The organism is Companilactobacillus sp. FL22-1, from assembly GCF_043951805.1.
Taxonomy (GTDB): Bacteria; Bacillota; Bacilli; order Lactobacillales; family Lactobacillaceae; genus Companilactobacillus.
This window is the reverse complement of the sequence record NZ_JBINJY010000002.1, coordinates 56,364-77,468: the sequence shown is the minus strand read 5'-3', so window position 1 is coordinate 77,468 and position 21,105 is coordinate 56,364. Positions and strand designations below refer to the sequence as shown.

The window sequence follows — 21,105 nt, the reverse complement described above, 5'->3', positions numbered from 1 at the left end:
TTTAACCTGTTGTTTATTTTGTTTCGCGGTGCAATGTAACAGTACGTTCGCGTGGACAATATTTCTTAAGTTCAAGACGATCGGGATTGTTACGTTTGCTCTTGCTTGTTAGATATGTACGTTCATGACATGAAGTACATTCCATTGTTATATTAACTCTCATATTGGAACATCCTTTCATAAAAACTTAACTAAATTCAACTAATTAAATATATCATTTTTTACGCTATATTAAAAGGCTTAATTTAGATTATTTCTGGCCTGTCATCTTGTAATAATCAGTATAAATTTGATGTGCCAACAAATTAGGGTAACTACCATTCTCACTGGTTAGATTTGGAAAGACGATTGCCATAGCAACATTTGGATCATCATAAGGTCCAAAACTGACCAAACTAGTTGTGATTGTTTCTGGTGGATCACTCGATGGATTATCAGGGTCGTAATAGAATGATTGGGCAGTACCAGTCTTAGCAGCAACAGCTGGTGATAAATCTTTCAACTTAGTTGCAGTTGTCCAATAACCACTTCCGTGAACTGCGGCATACATACCTTTTCGTACAACGTTCAATTCATCTTGGGTGAAGCCAACTTTATTTAAGACTTGTGGTTGAGTTACTGAAGTTAAAGCACCCTTCGTTCCATCATCCTTTGTCTTTTGAATGGACTGTACGATATAAGGCTTCATACGGTAACCGCCGTTTGCAATTGTTGAAATATATTGAGCCATTTCAATCAACGTATAAGCATCGTAGTTTCCGTACGACAAGTCAAGTGCAGAACCAGTTTTCAAACTGCCATCACTATTACGGGTTGAACCTTCGATACCGGTTGTTTCACCAGAAATATCGATTCCGGTTTTAACTCCGAGTCCAAATTGATTGAAGTAACCACGTAACTTCGAGAAAATATCCGAGTTCATTGTAATTTGTTTATTTGGAACATAGGTAGCTTTGGCTTCCTTCAAGGCCAAGTTCATCATATAAATATTAGATGAATATTGAAGCGCATGGATAGCATCCAAACTACCGAACGTGCCTGCTGGATAAACAGACTTCTTAACCGGTGTACCTGGTAGATAAATAGGATCATCAGCTTGAGTATTGTTCTCTGGACTAATAACACCATCCATCATTGCACCTAAAACAGTCGCACCTTTGACAGCAGAACCCATAACGAAGGTCCGGTTGATAACACCTAGAGCATCTTCAGTTGTTTTACCAGTCTTCGGATTATTGTGAATTCCAGCCATGGCTAAAACTGCTCCGGTCTTAGGATTCAAGACAACCGCATAAGCACCGTCAGAATATTGGGTGATACCAGCAGACTTGGCTGCATTGTACTGTTCCTCAAGATCAGCTTGAACTTTCTTTTGGAAACTCGAATCAATGGTCAAATTAAGATTGCCACCCTTTTGACCTTTATAAAGAATGGTGCTCTTCTTAATTTGATTGTTGGAACCAATTTGAACTTGGCGTTGACTCTTAGTACCAGAAAGAATCGATTCATAATTTTTTTCCAAATAACTTGTACCAACTCGGTCATTTCTTGAATAACCAGAAGCTAACATTGAGTTGATCTCATCATCTGGGATACCTTGTTGTTCAGTCGAGACGCCACCAATAATACTGGCAATCGATTTACCTTGAGGGTAATCACGATTCCAATTGCTACCGATACTAATACCAGGAAGTTCAGTCAAATGCTCACTAACTTCAGCAATTTCCCGTGCACTTAGATTTTTATCTTTTAAGAACACTGTTGAAAGTGAATAAGCTGAACTCATTTTCTTAAATAAAGAAGCTCTTTGAAGATCTTTATCAGATAAATGTATCCCTTGAGCCTGAACATATTTAACTTCGTTTGAATATATCTTATTGGGAGTGAGTGCATCACCATTTGAATCCACTCGATAAGACTTAGGCATTTGCTTAGCTACCTTGGCTGACTTATTCGGAGCTGCCAAGATATAATCTGCTTTATCACGTTCAGTCAAATCATCTGGCGTAATAGCTATGTACTTAGTCAATCGGTTAGCAATCGTATATATATCACTCGATTTAACTGAACCACTCTTTGTGTAAGTAATTGCATTAGAAGTCGAATTGCCGACTAGCAATCTTCCCTTTGAGTCGTAGATCATTCCACGTGGCACACTGCCTGTCATTACTGTCTTATCTGTTCTGTCAACTTCAGCTGTGAACTTACCACCATAAACGATCTGGAGATAAGCCAACTGTCCGACCAAGGTTGCGAATAGGACAAAGACAATAAAAAAAAGCAGGTTTAGTCGAAATGGAATAGTAGACTTAGCTTGACTACCTGTTCTTTTCTTTATTATATCCAGTATTCTTCTCATATCTATCCTTCAAAAAGCAAATAATTATTCATTCGATTTAAAGATGTACTTGGGGCCATCCAAATCTGGGTCATATTCTACTAATAAGTCATAGCGAGCAAAGAACCATGTATCGCTGTCCGTAATATAATAGCTGATTCCATGCACAACCGTATCGGCCACTGGATCAACTGGTTTTTCTTTACGCATTGCAATTGAAAAGCCTTCGTGGACCATTGTTTTGCCGTAGACCTTACCGTAAAAGTGTACACCATCACCGGGTTGTAATCCTAATTCATCTTCAAACCATTTTGTTGCTCTGTCAGTTAGTTCTATTTCCATGCTGCCCACCTCAATTTTTTAATTAAGATAAACATAGCAGAAAACAATACTATTCGGCAACTGCAACGTCTTTAACTGTAACATCGTAACTGCCAACTGGTGTTTCAATGGTTACCTTTTCACCAGTATGTTTACCAATCAAAGCTTTGGCAATTGGAGATTCGTTAGAAATCTTACCATTATCAGGATCTGATTCAGATGCCCCGACGATTGTATAGACGTCAGGTTCTTCACCATCTTCTTGTACCGTAACGGTCTTTCCAATTGAAATTTCATCATTGGCAACTTTATCTACATCAATAACATCAGCATATTGGATACGTTCTGTTACTTCAGAAATCTTTGATTCAATAACACTTTGTTCGTCTTTAGCAGCTGAATATTCAGAATTTTCTGAAAGATCACCGAATCCACGAGCAATCTTAATTCGATTGATTACTTCGGGACGTTTTACCTTTTTCAATTCTTCAAGCTGATCCTTCAAATCTTGTAGACCAGCAGCTGTCATAGGGTAATTTCTATCTGCCATTTCCTAATACCTCTTTCAAAATTCATTGTTTATTATTTTTTAATTTCAAAATGTCATCTAATCAATAACGACTAGATGACATTCTTTTATATTACTAATTATATACTATTGACCTGTTTCTGCATATCGACTGTTATGTTCTTCCAAAGTATGTGAGTAAGTGATCTTACCAGTCTTCAAATTAGCAAAGAAGTAGAGATAATCTTGATCACGGTCAGATGGGTTCAAGGTAGCTTCAATTGAATCCAAACTTGGAGTATTGAACGGTCCAGGACCATATCCTTCATTCTTATACAAATTGTAAGGCGATTTGACACTAGTATCTTTGTTGGTCAATTTTGTCTTATGAGTATTCAAAGCATACATTACAGAAATATCAGATTGCAATGGCATATTAATTGCCAGACGGTTATAAAATACACCGGCAATCTTCTTACGGTTAGTCGTATCCAAACCTTCACGTTCAACTAAGGAAGCGATAGTCAGAACTTCTTGGACAGTATAACCCTTTTCTTTGATAGTTGAGAAATATGGTTCCATCTTTTCATTTTCATTTTCAACCATCTGGTTAACTAGTTCCTTCAAAGTCATACCCTTATAAACGCTATACGTAGCTGGGAATAAATAACCCTCTAAATGATAACGAACGTTCTTTTTAGCCATCGTGGAATCGAGCAATTGAGGATATTTCTTTTGAAGTTGTTTCAAGTAAGCTTGATCTTTCATTAATTTTAAGAAATCAGACTTCTTGAACTTCAAAGTTTTCTTAGTCCCGCTTTGAATAGCATCACCGATTTGATCGATCGTTACACCTTCACGAACTAAGACTGTATCTCCAGATGATGATGCTGGAGGAGTGGCACTACCGCCCTTTTGCAATTGCTTGACGACATCACTAACGCCCCAAGACTGCTTGAATCTATAATATCCGGCTTGAAAATCGGTGTAATTTTGAGCTTTGATGTAGAAATTAAAGACGGCCGCACTCTTAATGACCTTATCTTTTTCTAGAGTCTTCGCAATCTCTTTGCTTGAAGAACCGATGGGAATCTTAACCACCACTTCATCTTTACTATTGGCATTGTATGGTTGCAATGAACTATTTACATAATTGAAACCGATAATTCCAACGACAACTGCTAAAACAGCAATAACCCCAACGATCCAGTATGCAATGTGGTTTGCAACGGTTCTTTCTTCGGCCCGAGTTTTCACTTTATCGTCAGACTCTTGTCTCAACGCTTGTTTTTTTTCATCCTTTTGGCTCAAGACACAGCCTCCCGAGTTAATTTATTAGATTATACCATTAGTTGTGATACTTAAGGCATAATTATCTAATTTCTACATTAAATTTTTGTACTAAATTATCTTTAATCAGTGAGAATACTTTTTCAACTTCATCATCTGTCAGAGTATCGTTAGGATTTTGGAAAACCAAGTGATAACCAAGTGACTTATGATTTAGTTTAATATTTTTGCCTTCATAGACATCAAATATATTAACATCTTTCAGGTACTTCCCGCCATGGGCAAAAATTTCGGAAATGATTTGTCCGTTTTCAACATTCTTTTCAACCAAAATAGCTAAATCACGACTAATGGCAGGATATTTTGGCGCACTTTGAGCTTGAACAACTCGCTTGTCTAAGTCAAACAACTTATCGACATTCAATTCAAATACATAAGTTTCAGCAATTGCATGATCTGCTTGATAATTAGGATGCAATTTTCCAAGGAAACCAACTACTTGGTCATTGATTAGAATTTTAGCGGTTTGTCCAGGGTGCATGTTGGGATATTCAGTTGTAGCGACAAATTGAACCTCCGCATCAGCATTAACAAAACGCAAGACTTCTTCAACGATACCTTTGACATAGTAAAAATCGACGGCTTGTGCAGTCGTATTCCAAGCATCCGCCACGACATTTCCACTGATTGCGCCTGACAAATAAGTCACTTCGTTAGGACGGTCTTGTCCAGTTGGCCGGTCAAAAATACGAGCGTGTTCAAAAATCTGTAAGTCATCATTCTTACGTGCTTGATTATAACTGATATTGTGCACTAATCCAGGAATCAAACTGTTTCTCAAGTATTCATGATCTTCAGTCATTGGGTGCAATAGTTTAGTATATTCGCTCTTGATAACGTTAAAATCTTCAACTTCTTGTTTACTCAACAAAGAGTAGTTGATCACTTCATCCAAGCCTTCACCTAACAAAACATCACGTAATTCATTGGCTAACTCACGTTTAGCATCGTAGCCACCTTTAGTTTCCATACCTGCTGGCAGTGTATTAGGTAAATTCTCGTAACCGTAAATTCGGTTTACTTCTTCGACTAAATCAGCTTCAATACTCATATCCCAACGACGTGTAGGAATCGTAACGGTTAAAGCGTCACCAGCAACTTCAACGCCAAAGCCGAGACGATCGAGAATCTTGACGATTTCATCAGTTGATAATTCTAAGCCCATCAAGTGATTGATGTGATTAATACTACCTTTGATCACAGTTGGTTCTGCCTTTGTATAGTTACCAACAACGGTTTCAGAAATTTTTTCGACAGTAGTTGTTTGGTCAAGCAATTGGGCAACACGTGTCAAAGCCTCTTCAACGATTCCATTATCAACGCCCTTTTCAAAGCGGTTTGAAGCATCGCCACGGAGGTCATGTCTTTGGGCACTCTTTCTGACACTGGCGCCGTCAAAAACTCCAGCCGCAATTAAAACATTTTGCGTATTTTCATCAACGGCAACTTCAGCACTTGTTTGAACTCCAGCTAAATCTAGTATCTGCTGATCAGCTACAACTACTAAGTCATTGTGAGTCAATTTCTTTTCGCCGTCAGCTAATTTTAAAACATCTCCGTCATTGGCAAATTTAACAGTTAAGTTTTTGGCAGCTAGTTTATCCAAGTCATAAGCTTGAATTGGTTGACCATATTCGATCATTACATAGTTGGCAACATCGATCACTGAGTTCACCGGACGAATATTTTGATTCCACAATCTTCTCTGCATCCACAATGGACTGTGAGTTACCTTGACATTCTTTAATTCACGCAATAAATAATCGGGAACAAGATCTTTTTCAGCAACATCAACTGAAACTTCAGCAACATCGCCGACTTTTTCAGTATTTAATTCAGGTTGCTTGAATGAAGGCTTTTCGTCATAAGTAGCACCAATTTCCCAAGCGGCACCACGCATACCTAAGGTATCAGCGCGATTAGGTGTGATATCGATATCGATCATCTGATCTTTCAAGCCTAATAAATCATAGACGGGCGTTCCTGGTGTTTGTGGATCATCAAATACGTAGATTCCATTTTCAAATTCCTTTGGCATGTATTGCGCTGGAACCCCTACTTCATCAAGACCACAGATCATACCGTTAGATTCTTGACCACGTAGCTTGCCACGTTTGATTTTTACTCCACCTGGTAAATGAGCCCCGTGCAAGGCAACAATTACATATTGACCTTCAGCAACATTCGGAGCACCGCAGACGATTTGAATGTCCTCTGACTCACCAACATCGACTTGGCAAACTTTTAAATGGTCAGAATCAGGATGAGGGACGACACTGGTAATGTGACCGACTACTAAGTTAGTTAATTCTTCACCTAACTTTACGGGACCAGATTCAATCCCAGTCAAAGAGATTTTGTTAGCCATTTCTTCAACCGTATGGTCGACAGTGATGTATTCTTTTAACCAATTTACAGAAATCTTCATTATCTTAATTTACTCCTTTGAATTGTTCTAGGAATCTTACGTCATTTAGGTAGAAGTCACGAATATCGTTAACTCCATATTTGAGCATGGCAAAACGTTCTGGGCCAAGGCCAAAAGCCATTCCACTGTATTCATTAGGATCAATACCAGACATCTTCAAAACGTTTGGATGAGTTAAACCAGCACCCAAAACTTCGATCCAACCAGTATATTTACAAATTCGGCATCCTTGTCCACCACAGTTGAAACAAGATACGTCAACTTCAACGGAAGGTTCAGTAAATGGGAAATAACTAGGACGGAAACGAATCTCACGGTCTGGGCCAAAGACATGGCGACAGAGTGCGTCTAATGTACCTTTCAAATCGGCCATGCTGACATTTTTATCAACAACTAGACCTTCGATTTGATGGAATTGATGTGAGTGGGTTGCATCATCATCGTCACGACGGTAAACAACACCTGGTGAAACCATCTTTAAAGGACCCTTTGAAAAGTCATGTACTTCCATATCACGGCCTTCTTGAGCTGAAGTTTGAGTTCTCATCAATAATTCATTTGATAAATAAAAGGTATCTTGCATATCACGGGCAGGATGGTTCTTGGGGATATTAAGACGTTCAAAGTTGTAATGATCCTCTTCAACTTCATAACCACTGGCAACTTCATAACCTAAGCCAATGAAAAATTGTTCGATATCTTCAATCGTTTGATTCAAGATATGTTTAGTCCCTTGTGTCCGCTTAGTTGCAGGAAGCGTTACATCAACTGTCTCGTCTTCCAATTTCTTTGCAATCAACTTCTGATTCAACTCAGCCATTTTTTCTTCGATTGCAGCTTGAATATCTTTTTTAACATTATTAGCTAAAGTACCGATCTCAGGGCGCTCTTCAGCTGGAACATCTTTCATACCTCGTAAAGCTTTGGTGATTGGCCCCTTTTTACCTAAGAGATTAACTCTCAAGTCATTCAATTCTTGGAGCTTTTCAGCTCGCTTGGCTTCATCAATACCGTTTTCTCTTAAGTTCTTTAACGTATCGTTTAATGACATTGTTGTCTTTCCTCTCATATAAGTTACTTGAATTTAGTTTGATTTTGCTCTGATTGAGTTTTTTCTTTATAGATAGCGGCTACCACTATTCTGATGCAGTTAAAACGGGGTGTGCTCGATGTCTAAGCGTCGAGGTTCGCCCTCTACAAAAAAAGGTCCTCATCCCTAAAAAAAGGGACGAGGACTCGCGGTACCACCCTAGTTCATGTTAAATAAACATGCACTCAAGCGGTTATATAGTAACCAACTAAAAAACTCAGAAAGTGAATTCGCTGTTTCATTCATCAAGCCTATTTCAGTGAACGGCTCTTCCTGTCATGAACTTCACAGTTACTCTTTTTCATCAAAGTTTAATTCCTATTCATATATAAATGATTATACAAAAACTTTAAACTTTCGCAAGTCTTAAAGCGTTTGTAGACCATACATTAAAACTCCGGCCGCAACGGCTACATTAAGTGATTCGGCTTTGCCAAGGATAGGTATATAAATATTTTCGTCTGTTTCATTTAAAACTTCTTGAGTAACGCCATGGGCTTCGTTTCCCATGATCAATGCAAAGGAATCGCTCTTCTCTAGCTTGGTATATGGTTTAGCTTGAGCATTGACTTCGGAACCATAGATCTTTAGGCCTGACTGTTTGGCTTGACTGATAGCCTGGTTAATATCCATTCGATAAATTGGCAAGTGAAATTGGCTGCCTTGCATTGAACGTTGAACTTTTGGTTGATAAAAATCAGCCGTATCCAAACTGGTGATCACACCATCATAACCTGCTGCATCAGCAGTCCGGACGATTGTTCCCACGTTTCCTGGATCTTGCACGTCATCTAACATTACCCATTTGCCAGTAAATTCTTGGAAATCATCTGCAGTTTTAACTTTAATAACGGCAAAGATTCCTTGTGGAGTCTTGGTTTCTGACAATTCATTGGCGACATCTTCGGAAATTGTCACAGCGATATCATGATATTTTTTTACTAAACGGTCATCTTCATATTTTTCAGTAACCAATAATTTTACAAAGTCTTGTTCATATTGATCAGCTTCACGGACTAAGTGGAAACCTTCAATCATGTACGTACCAGTTTTACGAATATTTTTGGTTGCTGACAATTTCTTCAGTTGTTTGATCTCATCATTTTTCTTCGACTCAATATATTTCATATCATCCATCCCTCTTGTTCTATAATATAGATATTAACACATTCAAAGATTTGAGGTGAAAACTCATGAAGCATCTTTCCATTAATGTTGACGGTCTCGTTCAAGGGGTCGGCTTTCGTTATTCGACTTTTCAAGTAGCTCAAGAATTGGAAGTTACTGGCACGGTTAAGAATGAATTGGACGGTTCAGTTTCGATTGAAGCTGAGGCCGATGAAAAAGTTCTGTATATTTTTCTTGATCGGGTAAAATCTTCGCCATCACCCTTTGGAAAAGTAACCAAAATGGACTATACTTTTTCTGACGACTTACAACATTACACAAAATTTACCGTGATTGGTTGAAACGTCAAATGAGTTAACGTATATTACTGTGTATACGATTAAAAGGGTGGTTTATTTAAGTGAATAAAAAATATGTCAAATATCTATCGGTACTATCACTCGTCCTAGTACTGACACTAGTTTTGACGGGTTGTGCACAAGGTTCAGCTAATTTACATGCGCCAACTAGTGGGCCATATGGCTTCATCTACAAGTGGCTGGGAGTTCCTTTCCAAAACTTGATTTTAAAGACGGCTCAAGTTGTCGGTGGAAAAAATGCTTACGCTTGGGGAATCATGATTATCTCCTTCGTCGTTCGTTTACTGTTAGTTCCACTTTCTTTGAACCAACAATACAAATCGACAACGCAACAAGAAAAAATGCGAGCAATTCAACCTCAATTGAAGTTGATTCAAGATGCACAAAAGAAATCAAAAGATCAAGCTGCTCAAACTAAGATCAGTGGTCTGATGATGGATGTTTATAAACAAAATAACATGAGTTTGACTGGTGGACTGGGATGTTTACCATTGCTACTACAAATGCCAATCTTGATTGGTATTTATCAAGCGGTGCAATATTCAAAACAAATTGGTGCCGCAACCTTCTTGTCGATTCCACTAGGAAAACCAAGTATGATGATTGCTATCATTGCAACTATTTTCTACTTAGTTCAAGGCTGGATGTCGTTGCAGATCGTCCCACAAGAACAAAGAAAACAAATGCAAACGATGCTTTTAATGAATCCAATGATGACTTTCTTCATTTCTTTGGTCTCAACGGCAGCACTAGCACTTTACTTCCTAGTTGGTGGTGTGGTTATTGTCATTCAACAATTGATCACTAACTACATCATTACACCAAGGATCAGAAAGAGAACTGATGAAGAGTTAGCCAAGAATCCTGTTAAAGTGGTTGTTACTAAGGAAATGCTCGATGATATCTTAAACAATTCCGATGGTTCCACAACTTCAACTGCCAGTGCTACTCCAACTGCTGACCGTAAAAAAGCTAATGAAATACACAAGAATATTCGTGAATTGAACAAAGGTAAACAAAAACGTAACCGTACACCTGATGATAAATAGAATTTTTCACTTAGTTTAATAAAAGGGCGGTAATCTTGAACACAATTAATTGTTCAAAGATTACCGCCTTTTTAATTTAGATTTGAATTCGTTCTTGTCGATGAATCATCAGTTTGGGAAGGTTCTTTGGCTGGCACCGTGTCCGACTGTTTAGGGTCCTGAGGGTTACCAATCGAACTTGGTTTAACTGGTAAGACCCGTCCATCATGAAAGACCGTCCAATCTTTTTTGGCTATCGTCACATGCCCGTCACTTTCAAACAGGCGCACCCAATAGACCACTTGATCGTCGCCAGTTCTCACCGTATTATCGGTACTCGAAGTGGCATCTCGCATATAATCATACAACATCCCTTTTGGAGCGGGACCATTTTGCTTTTTAACTAAAGCAATCGCCTGTTGAACGTTAGTTACTGGCTTCAAATTAGTCTTTTTCTTAGTGGGACGATTATTTACTTTTTTGCCGAAGTTTTTAAAACTCGCTTGCACATCAGTATCCTTTAGATTAGTTGATTTAGCGACCGATAAATTACTTAAACTATAAGCCAACTTATTAGCGGTATTTTTATAACAATACAAGCCAATGCGTTCAAAGGCAGTTGGATCGACTCCACTGAACAGATCCTTGAAAGTTTTCGTACTGTTGGAGTCGAGACTGATATTGTCATGATTGGAATCAATAGTGGTTCTTTGTGGTGAGATCAATTCAAATTTATTTCCGGAAAAATTGACCTTTTTACTAGTCCGATTGATTACTTTCAGATCAACTCGATGTGAATCACTACTCCTGAAAAATTCAAAAGTCATTTCTGACTTTTCTGAATCGCTTAAATTGGCATAATCAACACTAATAGGGCTCTTTGACTCCGCTTGGTCGTTTTTGTCTTTCGTTACTTTGTTACAGCCGGTTAAGAAAAATAGAGCAGCGAAGACTAAAATTGCTAATTTCTTGATATGCATGACTTCCCCCTAAAAAAATTTAAAAAGACGTATTTTCTACAGAATACCAAAAAAGAAGCAGCCTGGCTAAGAGGCTACTTCTTTTCTTTGTTATTGTTATTTTTTTCATCAGCATCATCTTCACTAACAGGTGGCACCAATGGCAATTCGATCTTGAAAACAGTCCCTGAACCAACGACACTCTCGACTTCCAAACTGCCGTGGTAGATCTCGATCAATCTTTTAGCAATAGAAAGGCCTAAACCGTTCCCTCCACGCTTTCGAGACCGAGCCTTGTCAACTCTATAAAATCGATTGAAAATACGTTTCAGGTCGTTTTTAGCTATTCCTAGGCCATAATCCTGGACAACTACTTCTAACAATGCTGAATTAGTTGAAGCGGAGAAATTAATTTCTTTCCGATCAGCTGAATATTTGAAGGCATTATCTAATAAAATGACCAAAACTTGCTCTAAGTGATTGCGATAGATTTTAACTTCACTGCCAGCTCTGATGTCATCATCAAAGTTGATCACGAAGTCTGGATGCAACATTTTGAAATCGTTAGCCACTTGAGTAAACAGTGGTTTGACCTCAGTTGTCTGCTCCAAATAAGCACTGTCGATCTGTTCTACTCGAGTCAAATCAAGCATTTCTTGAATCAACGACTGCATACGTTTTAACTCTTGCAACGAAGAATTGATTGAATCATTCAAAACCTCAGGATCATCTTTCCCCCAACGTTGCAACATGCTCAAATGACCTTCCAAAACAGCCACCGGAGTCCGCAACTCATGAGAAACATCTTCGACGAACTCTTTTTGCTGGTTAGTGTAAGCCTGCATTCGGTCCAGCATTTTGTTGATATTGATCGTTAAATCATAAATTTCATCGTTACGTTTACGGATCTTGATTCTGGAGTCAGAATCGGGCTTTTTATTCAAATCATCGATTGTGTGATTGATTCTCTTCAAATCATTCAAGACTAAAGTGACAGCATAAAAGCTGACCAAAACACCCAAGATAAAGACACCCACACCGCCGAGGATTAATTTAGTGGTGAAGGAATGAATTTCACTGACAGAAGCCACACTTTGAACTGTTCTCATTGCTAAAATGCCGACCACAATATAGGCCAACAAAATCACGAAAGAAATTAAGGCAGTCCATTTAAATCTAATTGAGATTCTCATCGACGCATCACGTACCCTTTACCACGCACAGTTGAGATATAACTTGGTGCGCCAGCACGATCGATTTTATTACGCAAATATTTAATATAAACGTCCACGACGTTAGTCTCAGTTGAAGAACCAGTTCCCCAAACACGCTCTAGTAAGTCATCACGGCTTAGAACAGTCCCAACATTTTCCATCAAGGCACTCAATAAATCGTACTCACGGCGAGTCAAGTCGATCACTTCGCCATTGCGCTTCAAAGTTTGAGTTGTCTTGTCGATCACTAAGTTCTTATACTTCAAAACTTGGTCGTTATTTCTAGTAACATCAATATCTAAATCAATTCGTCTGAGCAAAGCCCGGATACGAGCCAATAATTCTTCGATTGCAAATGGCTTAACAATGTAATCATCTGCCCCGTGATCAAGTCCTGATACCCGATCAATAATTGAATCACGCGCTGTCATCATGATGATCGGCGTATTTTTTTCTTGACGAATGCGACGGCAAACTTCGATACCGTTTAACTCTGGCAACATCAAATCAAGCAAGATCAAATCCCAATCTTCTGATAATGCATCATCGAGGCCGGTTCTACCATCACGTTCAACTGTTACTTCGTAGTTCTCATGTTGAAGTTCAAGCTGAACAAATTTTGCCATGTTCTCTTCGTCTTCAATAACAAGTATTTTAGCCATACGTATCTCCTATTTGTAGATTATTAAATTATCTTTAATTATAGCTTAATCATTAATTTGTGTATGTCACGTTGTTGGCAATGCATTAATGATTTTAACATATAGCAAAAATTAAAAGAAGACAAGCTTTAATTTATTTTTTTTTGAAACAAAATTTTTTCCACAATAAAAGCCCTCACATCACGACCGTGAAATGAGAGCTTTGATAAAACAATCACGTGTTTATTGTTCTTCATACCATGTATAGTGGAAAATACCTGGTTTATCGTTTCTTTCGTATGTGTGAGCACCAAAGTAATCTCTTTGGGCTTGAATCAAGTTGGCTGGCAATACTTCGGAACGATATTGATCGTAATATGAAATAGCTGCCATGAATCCAGAAACTGGAATACCAGCTTGAACAGCATAACTAACCACGTCACGAACATCAGCTTGATATTCTTCAACGATTTGCTTGAAGTAATCATTTAAGAGCAAGTTATCAAGCTTAGGATCAACATCGTAAGCGTCAGTGATCTTTTGTAAGAATTGAGCTCTGATGATACAACCAGCACGCCAGATTTGGGCAATCTTACCGTAGTTAAGATCCCAGTCGTACTTGTCTGAAGCGGCCTTCATTTGAGCAAAACCTTGAGCATAACTGATGAGTTTACTGAAGTACAATGCTTTACGAATCTTAGCAACTAATTCATCAGCATTCTTGATTTCTGGTGTCTTAGTTGGAGCTGGCAAAACCTTGCTTGCTTTTACACGTTCGTCCTTATAAGCCGAAACATAACGTGAATAAACTGATTCAGTGATCAATGATTGGGGAACGCCTAATTCCAAGGCACTTTGTGAGCTCCACTTACCAGTACCCTTGTTACCGGCTTTATCAAGGATCTTATTGACGATGTAGTCGTCTGAACCTTCATCATCTTTACGTGTCAAAATCTTAGCTGTGATATCGATCAAGTAACTTGATAATTCACCTTTATTCCAGTCATTAAAGATGTCAGCAATCTTGTTAACGTCGTTGTTATACAAGTGTTTCAACAAGTTGTAACTTTCAGCGATCAATTCCATATCGCCATATTCGATACCATTGTGGACCATTTTGACATAGTGACCGGCACCATTTGGTCCGATATAAGTAACACAAGGTGCACCGTCTTCATCAGCTTTAGCTGAAATTTGTTCCAAAATAGGAGCAACTAGGTCATAAGCTTCCTTTTGACCACCTGGCATCAATGAAGGACCCTCCAAAGCACCAAGTTCACCACCGGAAACACCCATACCGATAAAGTTGATTCCTGACTTATCTAAGCGGGCATTACGTTCCATAGTATCTTCGAAAAATGTATTACCACCATCGATCAAAACATCACCTTTATCAAGTAAAGGCAATAATTGTTCGATGACTGCATCAGTACCAGCACCAGCCTTGACCATCATCATGATTCGACGAGGTTTTTCTAGTGAGTCTACAAAATCCTCAATTGTATAACTTGGTACTAATTTCTTATCTGGATGCTCTTCTACGACTGCTTTGGTCTTTGAACCTGTACGGTTATAGATAGCAACTTCATATCCACGGCTTTCAATATTTAGAGCAAGATTCTTGCCCATAACTGCCATACCGATAACACCAATTTGTGGTTTTGCCATTAATAATTACCTCCGATTTTTGTTCACATACTAATACTACCAAAAAAATAAAAAAGGAGTATATAAAAGCTACTCCTCTTCGTCATTATTTTTAAATAAATCTTTTAATTTAGCAAATTCAGGATTCACGTGTTCTTCCTCTTTTTGCTTGTTAAAATCATCTTCTGAGATGACTTCCCAATTCTTGCCCGAAGGCATGATATTATCTTTGGTCTCCTTTTCAGTCAAAACTTTTTGAGGAATATTCAATAAGATATTGTCGATGATCGATTCATAAATGTTGATTGTTGGATTATCATCGTCGATGGGAATAATAACGTTGTCGTCCTCTAGTTCCTCAGTGTCAACGCCATCAATATTATAAGCCTCGTTGATCCGGATATCGATTGGCAATTCTACAGGCAAAAGGCTGCGCGTTGATGGAACTTTCAAGGTTGTTTTAACTTTGACGTCTGAGATCACTAATCCATTGTCATTGAACAGTTGTCCCTTGACTTCAACAGGTGTGGCGTCTAAAACGTCGTCTGAACGTTTTTTTAATTCAGCAGTTAAATCGAGTTTTTCTTCAAATTCAAAAGGTTTGTCTTTGTAGCGACGAACATCTTGAACATCCCAATTTAGCATTAATTTACCCCTTTCATATAAGGTATTCTTCCAAAATTTTCTTCTTGCCCAGTAACTAGCTGATAAATTTGATCAGCTCTAATCTCTAAGGCAAGTTGTTTGCTTTCATTTTTTCCTATTCGAGTTATTAAAGGCGTAGCGGATTTTTTGAGACTATTCAAATATTTTTGTCCAGTTTTATTAAATCCTAATACTCTCAAATAAGAATCATTATACAAATTATTAATCTCTTGGCTTTTAACGTTTAGCAATACATATATCAGCAAACGTCTAAGTCGTGCCATAGTATAGCGTTTTGACTTCACATGTTCAAGAAATTGAGTGAAATTTCCACTGTTAACAATTTCTTTTTTTAGCTTAAATTCTAATCCTTCCACCATTTGGTAGATATCGTGCAATTCTTCAATTGATGAGTTGATGATTTGATAGCGCAAATATGGGAAAAAGTCATCCCAAGTTGGTAATGGTTGTTGACAAAGAGTTTGCCTGGTCAATTCTGGGACAAGGGATGCGACGTTTTTTCCGACTGCCAAATTATGGCGGACCTTGGTGGCGCTAAAGTCGCTTTTTTGTCGCAAAACTGTCTCCACTGCAATTGGCCAATTATTGGCTTTAATAGTTTGAACGTAATTGAGACCAAGCAACTGATTGGGCAATTTTTGAACATCAATTCCTAGAGACTGGTAATAAGCCGTCAAGTTCGTAGCAAAGTTCTGCGAATAATCTTGCTTGAAATCACCGGAGCTTGCTTGCATCTTTTCCGCCAATAAGTCAAAATCTACACTCTGTTCGGTTCCAAAGACTAAGTTAGTAATACCAGCTAAATGCAAAATTTTTACTGCTCCTTGGGCAAATAAATCGGCCGGTTCCACTGCGTAACCCATGGGCAATTCGAGCACTAAATCGACTCCTAGTTCGATCGCCAGTTTGGCACGTTGCCACTTATCTAAAATGGCAAAATCACCCCGTTGAACAAAATTGCCCGACATCACGGCAATTAATACATCAGGGTGATATTTTTGTTTGACCGCATCAATGAACAATTTATGACCATTGTGAAACGGATTAAATTCAGCTACTACACCGTAAACTTTCATCACTTGTGTCCTTCTATTTCTCTGCGGCAAAAAACCAACGGGTTGAATCTGGTTGCACACTTGATTCACCAAAATCAGCAGTAACAGAGACGTTCTTAAAACCAATATCGGTCAAAATATTAGTAAAAGTCTCAATCGGATAAGTCCGCTCTTTATGAAGTTCAGTATTAACTGAATAGCCCTTGATCTTCTCGTTCCAATTGAAGAAAGTCAATTCATGTTCAATACTGTGGGGATATTCACCCTCATAACTGTTCCACATAAAAGCCGAATCTTCGGTTCGATGGTTGAACATATAACCAGGAAAGACTTGGTCCATTTGATAGAGCGAATGGGCATCGAATAAATACTTACCACCTTGGTTCAAGTGTTCAAAGGCTTGATTAAAGGCAATTGCCAATTCATCTTCATCTTGCAAATAGCAGATCGAATCATCAAAACAAGTGATCAAGTCAAACTTATCAAAATCATACAAGTCTAACATATTGCTCTGTTCAAAAGGAATCTGCTTGTTAGCTGCTTGTGCTTTTTCTTCAGCTAATTTGAGCATTTCTTCTGAAAGGTCAGTTCCAGTAACTTGAAATTGGTCAGCCAAAAGAATCGTCAAATCACCTGTTCCACATGCAACGTCTAACAGCTTTTCTTGCTTGCTAGCAGCTTGGTTCTTAACGTACAAAGCCCACTTGGCATAGAGTGAATCATCCATCAACTCGCTGTAAACTTTGGCAAAAGTATTATAAATCATTATTCAGTTACCAAATTTGAAATATCAACTTCTGGAGCATCTGACCAGAGTTTTTCAAGATTGTAGAAATCACGTTGTTCTGAAGTAAAAACGTGAATAATCACATCATGAAGGTCGATTAAAACCCATTCTGAATTACGGTTACCCTCAACATGGCCAATTTCAACGTTATTTTCGCCAGCCTTATCCAAAACTGATTGCACGATCGCGTCGACTTGACGTTGTGAAGAAGCATCCATGATCACAAAATAGTCCGCCATAATACTTACTTCACTGATATTTAAAACTTTAATGTCATTAGCATGCTTTTCGTCAGCTGCTTTGACAGCAATTTCCATTATTTTCTTTGAATCCAAATTATAAATCTCCTTTATTGATCCAGTAATTGTAACTTGAAAAAGTTGCTGGATAGATTGTTTTATTAGCATCAACTAAATGTTGAATCGTATGTTTTAATTCATAAGCGACTGCGGTATCAAGCGACTTTTCAGCACAAGCTCTAGCTTGAGCAATTCCGGAAAAGTCTCTTTGCGGTTCGATATAGTCAGCTACAAAGACACATTTGTCCTCTTGAGTCATATTAACAGCTCCCACTGTATGACGTCTGATAGCGTTTAAAACTACTTCATCATAGATTCCTAATTCATCTTTGACAATTTCAGCGCCAACGATACCATGCCAAATCGCATTGTTATAGTTAGCCAGATCAGGGTCCAAATGATGGCTCTTGATCGTATCGAGGAACTCTTGGTCATCACGTTCCTTAGCGAAGTCATGCAATAAGCCAGCCAAGCCAGCTCTTTCAACATCTCCGTTATATTCAGCCGCCAGACCACGTGCCACCTTTTCTACTCGTAAACAATGTGTAAATCGAAAATCACTTAAAGATTCCTTCATGAAATCAACTAACTTATCTCGATCTAAACCAGGTTTAATGTCTTCATATTTAAATTCAGTCACGATAAAGCCTCCTGTCTTGAATGTACCAAGCTACGTCATCAGGTACTAGATATTTGATCGATTGACCTGCTTGGACGCGCTGGCGAATCATACTGGAACTAATCTCTAGCTCAGGTGTATTCACCCAAAGTATAGGATAGTTTGACTTTTTCTCAAAACCTTTTCGACAAACTCCAACAAAATGGACCATCTGTACTAATTCATCGATATGTGACCACTTCGGTAAATTCTCAACCATGTCACCACCAATGATGAAATAATACTCAGTGTTGGGATTCAATTCCTTAAGCAACTTGATCGTGTCATATGTATAACTGACGCCACCACGACGAATATCAGTCAAATCTAGGTCAAAATGCAAATTATCGCGAATGGCTAATTTGATCATTTCGATTCGATCATCAACATCAATATCTGGAATAGTCTTTTTGACACCCCGATGAGGCGGAATCTTATCTGGTAAAAATAACACCTTATCCAGGCAAAGCTGCTCGTAAACTTGTTCAGCAATCACTAAGTGACCTAAGTGAACCGGGTTAAATGTACCACCAAGAATACCGATATGCCGCTTGGGTAGATTGCTATGAAAATCCAATTTTGCTTTAGTTAATAATTGTTTTTGAGTATTCATATCTTCATCACTTAAAATTACATTTTTTCTAATTCAAGAGAATATTTACGGTTCTTGATCTTTGAAGCTTTCTTGTAAAAAATCATCTTTGAACCAATCGTTTGAATTGGCACAATATTGCTATCAAATTCGTTGACAGCATCAATCATATCTTGTGGTTCCACCATCGTATTTTGTAATAGGGAAACCTTGATCAATTCATCTTTTTCAATCAAAAGTTCAAATTGATTCAAGAGGTTTTCAGTAATGCCTTCACGACCGACTTGTAAGACTGGCTTCATTGTTGCTGCCTGACTTCTCAAGTAACGGTTCTTTTTTCCTTTAATAATCATTAATTTCTCCTTAAATAATTGCGTTGCGGATCGAGACTCTAACTCCATCCGGAACATAAGCTTTAACTTTCGTCCCTGCGGGCACAGTTAACCAACCTAATCCATAAATAACAATGTCTGATTTTTCATGGGCTGAGAAAATCTGGCTCTTGAATTCTGGGAACTCTTTTACATCAGTTGGAGGTGTTAAAATATCGCCCAGATGTTTTTGATAGAAATCATCGGCGTTGATCGTCTTAGTTCTGTGGAGTGGTAAGCCTTGAGTGACATAAAATGTTGCATTGGTTCTCTCATTGAGAAAATCAAAGCGAGCTAAACCAGCCACAAAGATCGTCTGTCCATCACGTAATTGAAATGTTGCTGGGCGCAATGGTTTCTTTGGCGTGACTGTCTTCAAATCATTAGCATTGAGAAAATGGGCTAATTGATAACGATGAATGATACCAGGTGTATCAATCAAATAATGACCATCATCCAAAGGAATATCAATCTGATCTAAAGTTGTTCCAGGGAATCTTGAAGTAGTGATCAAATCTTTTACTTCTGTTCTGGCACTGATGATCCGGTTGATTAAAGTCGATTTACCAGTATTCGTTGTTCCGACGACATAAACATCTTTTCCATCACGGTATTTTTCAATCAAGTCCATCAACTTATCAACATTAGTACCTTTAACGGCTGAGACCATGATCTGATCAACTGACTTGATTCCATTCTCTTTACTCTTTTGTTGTAACCAGTTCAAAAGTCGATTTTGGTTAACGGAATTTGGCAAAAGGTCAACTTTGTTACCGACTACTAAGATCTTCTTATCGCCGACAAAGCGTTGAAGACCTGGGATAACACTGCCTTCATAGTCAAAGATATCCACCACATTTACGACCAAAGCATCCTCATCGCTGATTGAATCTAGCAATTTCAAGAAATCATCGTCAGAAACATCTACATCAGTGATTTCATTGTAATTACGCAATCTGAAGCAACGTTTACAGAATAATTCTTTAGTTTCATCCCCGTCGTCTTCAAGATATTTTTTCAAAGTCGAAGCTTGAACATAACCAGGTTTGTCTTGGTCTGTGGTTTGAATTTGTGCACCACAGCCCATGCAGTACAATGTTTCATTATTTTCTGTCATTTAATGAATCCTTCCAATATAAGTTCTTATCATGCTTTTGCATTGTTTTTAGAATCGGACGTTCAAAAAATCTATTGATACGGGTCTTTTTGGCATCAGTCTTCACCAATGGTCTGACTAAAACAGTCTTTAACCCAGCCATGTTACCAGCTAAGACGTCAGTCATTACTTGGTCGCCCACAAACAAAACTGTTTTGGGGTCGATTCTTTCTTCTCTAAGATGTTCCATGATCACGAATGGCAATGGTTTAACAGCCCGGGCCACGATGCTGACGGGTAACTCGTGAACTGCTTTTTCCACACGTTCATAACTGTTGTTAGAAACGATCATAACTTCAATTTCATTTAGGGCCATTTGATTAAGCCATTTACGGAGTGATAAATCATATTCATTACTGTTCCAGGGCAAAAGTGTATTGTCCAAATCTGTCATGATAGTTGTAATACCGAGTTCTTTTAAGTCTTTAACTTCGATATCTGTGATCTTATCAAGCATAATATACGGTTTAAACATCAATTTAATCCTCATCTCTGCTAATTAGTAAAAAA

General features: G+C 38.2%; 23 protein-coding genes. 2 read left to right on the top strand and 21 right to left on the bottom strand.

All coding sequences use genetic code 11. From position 1 onward, the window contains the following. Positions 1-13: 13 nt before the first annotated feature. The 8 genes from rpmG to ACG72T_RS01820 form a co-directional block, all read right to left on the bottom strand. Positions 14-163: a 50S ribosomal protein L33 gene (gene rpmG, locus ACG72T_RS01855; RefSeq protein ID WP_010019383.1), complete on the bottom strand. Its 150-nt coding sequence runs from the start codon at positions 161-163 to the stop codon at positions 14-16. 87 nt (positions 164-250) lie between these two features. After that, a complete protein-coding gene (locus tag ACG72T_RS01850) occupies positions 251-2,347 on the bottom strand; it encodes a peptidoglycan D,D-transpeptidase FtsI family protein (protein WP_395264473.1) in 2,097 nt (698 codons plus the stop codon). Positions 2,348-2,383: 36 nt separating this feature from the next. Beyond that, positions 2,384-2,680, bottom strand: coding sequence for a HesB/YadR/YfhF family protein (locus ACG72T_RS01845; RefSeq protein ID WP_395264251.1), 297 nt, complete (start codon positions 2,678-2,680; stop codon positions 2,384-2,386). 49 nt (positions 2,681-2,729) lie between these two features. Continuing rightward, positions 2,730-3,209 (bottom strand): transcription elongation factor GreA, encoded by a 480-nt coding sequence (gene greA / locus ACG72T_RS01840; RefSeq protein ID WP_395264249.1) that lies wholly within the window; start codon positions 3,207-3,209, stop codon positions 2,730-2,732. A 105-nt stretch (positions 3,210-3,314) separates the two neighbouring features. After that, complete coding sequence (gene mltG, locus ACG72T_RS01835; RefSeq protein ID WP_395264247.1) at positions 3,315-4,478, bottom strand: endolytic transglycosylase MltG; 1,164 nt, start codon at positions 4,476-4,478, stop codon at positions 3,315-3,317. Positions 4,479-4,539: 61 nt separating this feature from the next. Beyond that, on the bottom strand, positions 4,540-6,945 hold the full coding sequence (gene pheT / locus ACG72T_RS01830) for a phenylalanine--tRNA ligase subunit beta (RefSeq protein WP_395264245.1): 2,406 nt from the start codon (positions 6,943-6,945) through the stop codon (positions 4,540-4,542). A gap of 4 nt (positions 6,946-6,949) precedes the next feature. Further along, positions 6,950-7,996: a phenylalanine--tRNA ligase subunit alpha gene (pheS, locus tag ACG72T_RS01825; RefSeq protein ID WP_395264243.1), complete on the bottom strand. Its 1,047-nt coding sequence runs from the start codon at positions 7,994-7,996 to the stop codon at positions 6,950-6,952. A 405-nt stretch (positions 7,997-8,401) separates the two neighbouring features. Next, positions 8,402-9,163, bottom strand: a complete 762-nt coding sequence (locus tag ACG72T_RS01820; RefSeq protein ID WP_395264241.1) for a TrmH family RNA methyltransferase — start codon at positions 9,161-9,163, stop codon at positions 8,402-8,404. A gap of 65 nt (positions 9,164-9,228) precedes the next feature. Here ACG72T_RS01820 and ACG72T_RS01815 point away from each other — a divergent pair, with 65 nt between their 5' ends. Continuing rightward, positions 9,229-9,504 (top strand): acylphosphatase, encoded by a 276-nt coding sequence (locus ACG72T_RS01815; protein WP_395264239.1) that lies wholly within the window; start codon positions 9,229-9,231, stop codon positions 9,502-9,504. 59 nt (positions 9,505-9,563) lie between these two features. After that, on the top strand, positions 9,564-10,571 hold the full coding sequence (gene yidC / locus ACG72T_RS01810; RefSeq protein WP_395264237.1) for a membrane protein insertase YidC: 1,008 nt from the start codon (positions 9,564-9,566) through the stop codon (positions 10,569-10,571). 71 nt (positions 10,572-10,642) lie between these two features. Here the strand turns inward: yidC and ACG72T_RS01805 are convergent, their stop codons facing one another. The 13 genes from ACG72T_RS01805 to ACG72T_RS01745 all read right to left on the bottom strand — a co-directional run bounded on the left by ACG72T_RS01805 (position 10,643) and on the right by ACG72T_RS01745 (position 21,070). Continuing rightward, positions 10,643-11,530: a hypothetical protein gene (locus tag ACG72T_RS01805; protein ID WP_395264235.1), complete on the bottom strand. Its 888-nt coding sequence runs from the start codon at positions 11,528-11,530 to the stop codon at positions 10,643-10,645. Between the two features lie 74 nt (positions 11,531-11,604). Continuing rightward, a complete protein-coding gene (locus ACG72T_RS01800; protein WP_395264233.1) occupies positions 11,605-12,702 on the bottom strand; it encodes a sensor histidine kinase in 1,098 nt (365 codons plus the stop codon). Beyond that, positions 12,699-13,385: a response regulator transcription factor gene (locus ACG72T_RS01795; RefSeq protein ID WP_395264231.1), complete on the bottom strand. Its 687-nt coding sequence runs from the start codon at positions 13,383-13,385 to the stop codon at positions 12,699-12,701. The genes ACG72T_RS01800 and ACG72T_RS01795 overlap by 4 nt, the downstream gene beginning before the upstream one ends. Positions 13,386-13,607: 222 nt before the next feature. Continuing rightward, positions 13,608-15,032, bottom strand: coding sequence for an NADP-dependent phosphogluconate dehydrogenase (gene gndA, locus ACG72T_RS01790; RefSeq protein WP_395264230.1), 1,425 nt, complete (start codon positions 15,030-15,032; stop codon positions 13,608-13,610). 69 nt (positions 15,033-15,101) lie between these two features. Beyond that, the gene (locus ACG72T_RS01785) at positions 15,102-15,656 is read right to left on the bottom strand and encodes a YceD family protein (protein WP_395264229.1); all 555 of its coding nucleotides are present in this window, start codon (positions 15,654-15,656) and stop codon (positions 15,102-15,104) included. Then, positions 15,656-16,753: a nucleotidyltransferase gene (locus tag ACG72T_RS01780; RefSeq protein ID WP_395264228.1), complete on the bottom strand. Its 1,098-nt coding sequence runs from the start codon at positions 16,751-16,753 to the stop codon at positions 15,656-15,658. The genes ACG72T_RS01785 and ACG72T_RS01780 overlap by 1 nt, the downstream gene beginning before the upstream one ends. A gap of 13 nt (positions 16,754-16,766) precedes the next feature. Next, the gene (locus tag ACG72T_RS01775; RefSeq protein WP_395264227.1) at positions 16,767-17,498 is read right to left on the bottom strand and encodes a class I SAM-dependent DNA methyltransferase; all 732 of its coding nucleotides are present in this window, start codon (positions 17,496-17,498) and stop codon (positions 16,767-16,769) included. Beyond that, entirely contained in the window at positions 17,498-17,854 is a 357-nt protein-coding gene (rsfS, locus tag ACG72T_RS01770) for a ribosome silencing factor (RefSeq protein ID WP_395264226.1), read from the bottom strand. Before rsfS ends, ACG72T_RS01775 begins: the two co-directional genes overlap by 1 nt. Position 17,855: 1 nt before the next feature. Further along, positions 17,856-18,458, bottom strand: coding sequence for a bis(5'-nucleosyl)-tetraphosphatase (symmetrical) YqeK (yqeK, locus tag ACG72T_RS01765; RefSeq protein WP_395264225.1), 603 nt, complete (start codon positions 18,456-18,458; stop codon positions 17,856-17,858). Then, positions 18,451-19,089, bottom strand: a complete 639-nt coding sequence (locus tag ACG72T_RS01760; protein ID WP_395264224.1) for a nicotinate-nucleotide adenylyltransferase — start codon at positions 19,087-19,089, stop codon at positions 18,451-18,453. Before ACG72T_RS01760 ends, yqeK begins: the two co-directional genes overlap by 8 nt. Before the next feature lie 17 nt (positions 19,090-19,106). Next, positions 19,107-19,421: a YhbY family RNA-binding protein gene (locus ACG72T_RS01755; RefSeq protein WP_395264223.1), complete on the bottom strand. Its 315-nt coding sequence runs from the start codon at positions 19,419-19,421 to the stop codon at positions 19,107-19,109. Positions 19,422-19,431: 10 nt separating this feature from the next. Next, complete coding sequence (gene yqeH, locus ACG72T_RS01750; RefSeq protein WP_395264222.1) at positions 19,432-20,556, bottom strand: ribosome biogenesis GTPase YqeH; 1,125 nt, start codon at positions 20,554-20,556, stop codon at positions 19,432-19,434. Next, positions 20,543-21,070, bottom strand: coding sequence for a YqeG family HAD IIIA-type phosphatase (locus ACG72T_RS01745; RefSeq protein WP_395264221.1), 528 nt, complete (start codon positions 21,068-21,070; stop codon positions 20,543-20,545). Before ACG72T_RS01745 ends, yqeH begins: the two co-directional genes overlap by 14 nt. Positions 21,071-21,105 lie beyond the last annotated feature (35 nt).

What these genes read in the sequence shown, in the direction of transcription:
- ACG72T_RS01815 (WP_395264239.1), top strand. Translation starts at nt 9,229, where the DNA reads ATGAAGCATCTTTCCATTAATGTTGACGGTCTCGTTCAAGGGGTCGGC.
- ACG72T_RS01785 (WP_395264229.1), bottom strand. Translation starts at nt 15,656, where the DNA reads ATGCTAAATTGGGATGTTCAAGATGTTCGTCGCTACAAAGACAAACCT.
- ACG72T_RS01780 (WP_395264228.1), bottom strand. Translation starts at nt 16,753, where the DNA reads ATGAAAGTTTACGGTGTAGTAGCTGAATTTAATCCGTTTCACAATGGT.
- ACG72T_RS01775 (WP_395264227.1), bottom strand. Translation starts at nt 17,498, where the DNA reads ATGATTTATAATACTTTTGCCAAAGTTTACAGCGAGTTGATGGATGAT.
- pheS (WP_395264243.1), bottom strand. Translation starts at nt 7,996, where the DNA reads ATGTCATTAAACGATACGTTAAAGAACTTAAGAGAAAACGGTATTGAT.
- ACG72T_RS01800 (WP_395264233.1), bottom strand. Translation starts at nt 12,702, where the DNA reads ATGAGAATCTCAATTAGATTTAAATGGACTGCCTTAATTTCTTTCGTG.
- ACG72T_RS01795 (WP_395264231.1), bottom strand. Translation starts at nt 13,385, where the DNA reads ATGGCTAAAATACTTGTTATTGAAGACGAAGAGAACATGGCAAAATTT.
- ACG72T_RS01760 (WP_395264224.1), bottom strand. Translation starts at nt 19,089, where the DNA reads ATGAATACTCAAAAACAATTATTAACTAAAGCAAAATTGGATTTTCAT.
- gndA (WP_395264230.1), bottom strand. Translation starts at nt 15,032, where the DNA reads ATGGCAAAACCACAAATTGGTGTTATCGGTATGGCAGTTATGGGCAAG.
- ACG72T_RS01845 (WP_395264251.1), bottom strand. Translation starts at nt 2,680, where the DNA reads ATGGAAATAGAACTAACTGACAGAGCAACAAAATGGTTTGAAGATGAA.
- ACG72T_RS01745 (WP_395264221.1), bottom strand. Translation starts at nt 21,070, where the DNA reads ATGTTTAAACCGTATATTATGCTTGATAAGATCACAGATATCGAAGTT.
- yqeH (WP_395264222.1), bottom strand. Translation starts at nt 20,556, where the DNA reads ATGACAGAAAATAATGAAACATTGTACTGCATGGGCTGTGGTGCACAA.
- greA (WP_395264249.1), bottom strand. Translation starts at nt 3,209, where the DNA reads ATGGCAGATAGAAATTACCCTATGACAGCTGCTGGTCTACAAGATTTG.
- rpmG (WP_010019383.1), bottom strand. Translation starts at nt 163, where the DNA reads ATGAGAGTTAATATAACAATGGAATGTACTTCATGTCATGAACGTACA.
- pheT (WP_395264245.1), bottom strand. Translation starts at nt 6,945, where the DNA reads ATGAAGATTTCTGTAAATTGGTTAAAAGAATACATCACTGTCGACCAT.
- ACG72T_RS01820 (WP_395264241.1), bottom strand. Translation starts at nt 9,163, where the DNA reads ATGAAATATATTGAGTCGAAGAAAAATGATGAGATCAAACAACTGAAG.
- ACG72T_RS01755 (WP_395264223.1), bottom strand. Translation starts at nt 19,421, where the DNA reads ATGATTATTAAAGGAAAAAAGAACCGTTACTTGAGAAGTCAGGCAGCA.
- ACG72T_RS01805 (WP_395264235.1), bottom strand. Translation starts at nt 11,530, where the DNA reads ATGCATATCAAGAAATTAGCAATTTTAGTCTTCGCTGCTCTATTTTTC.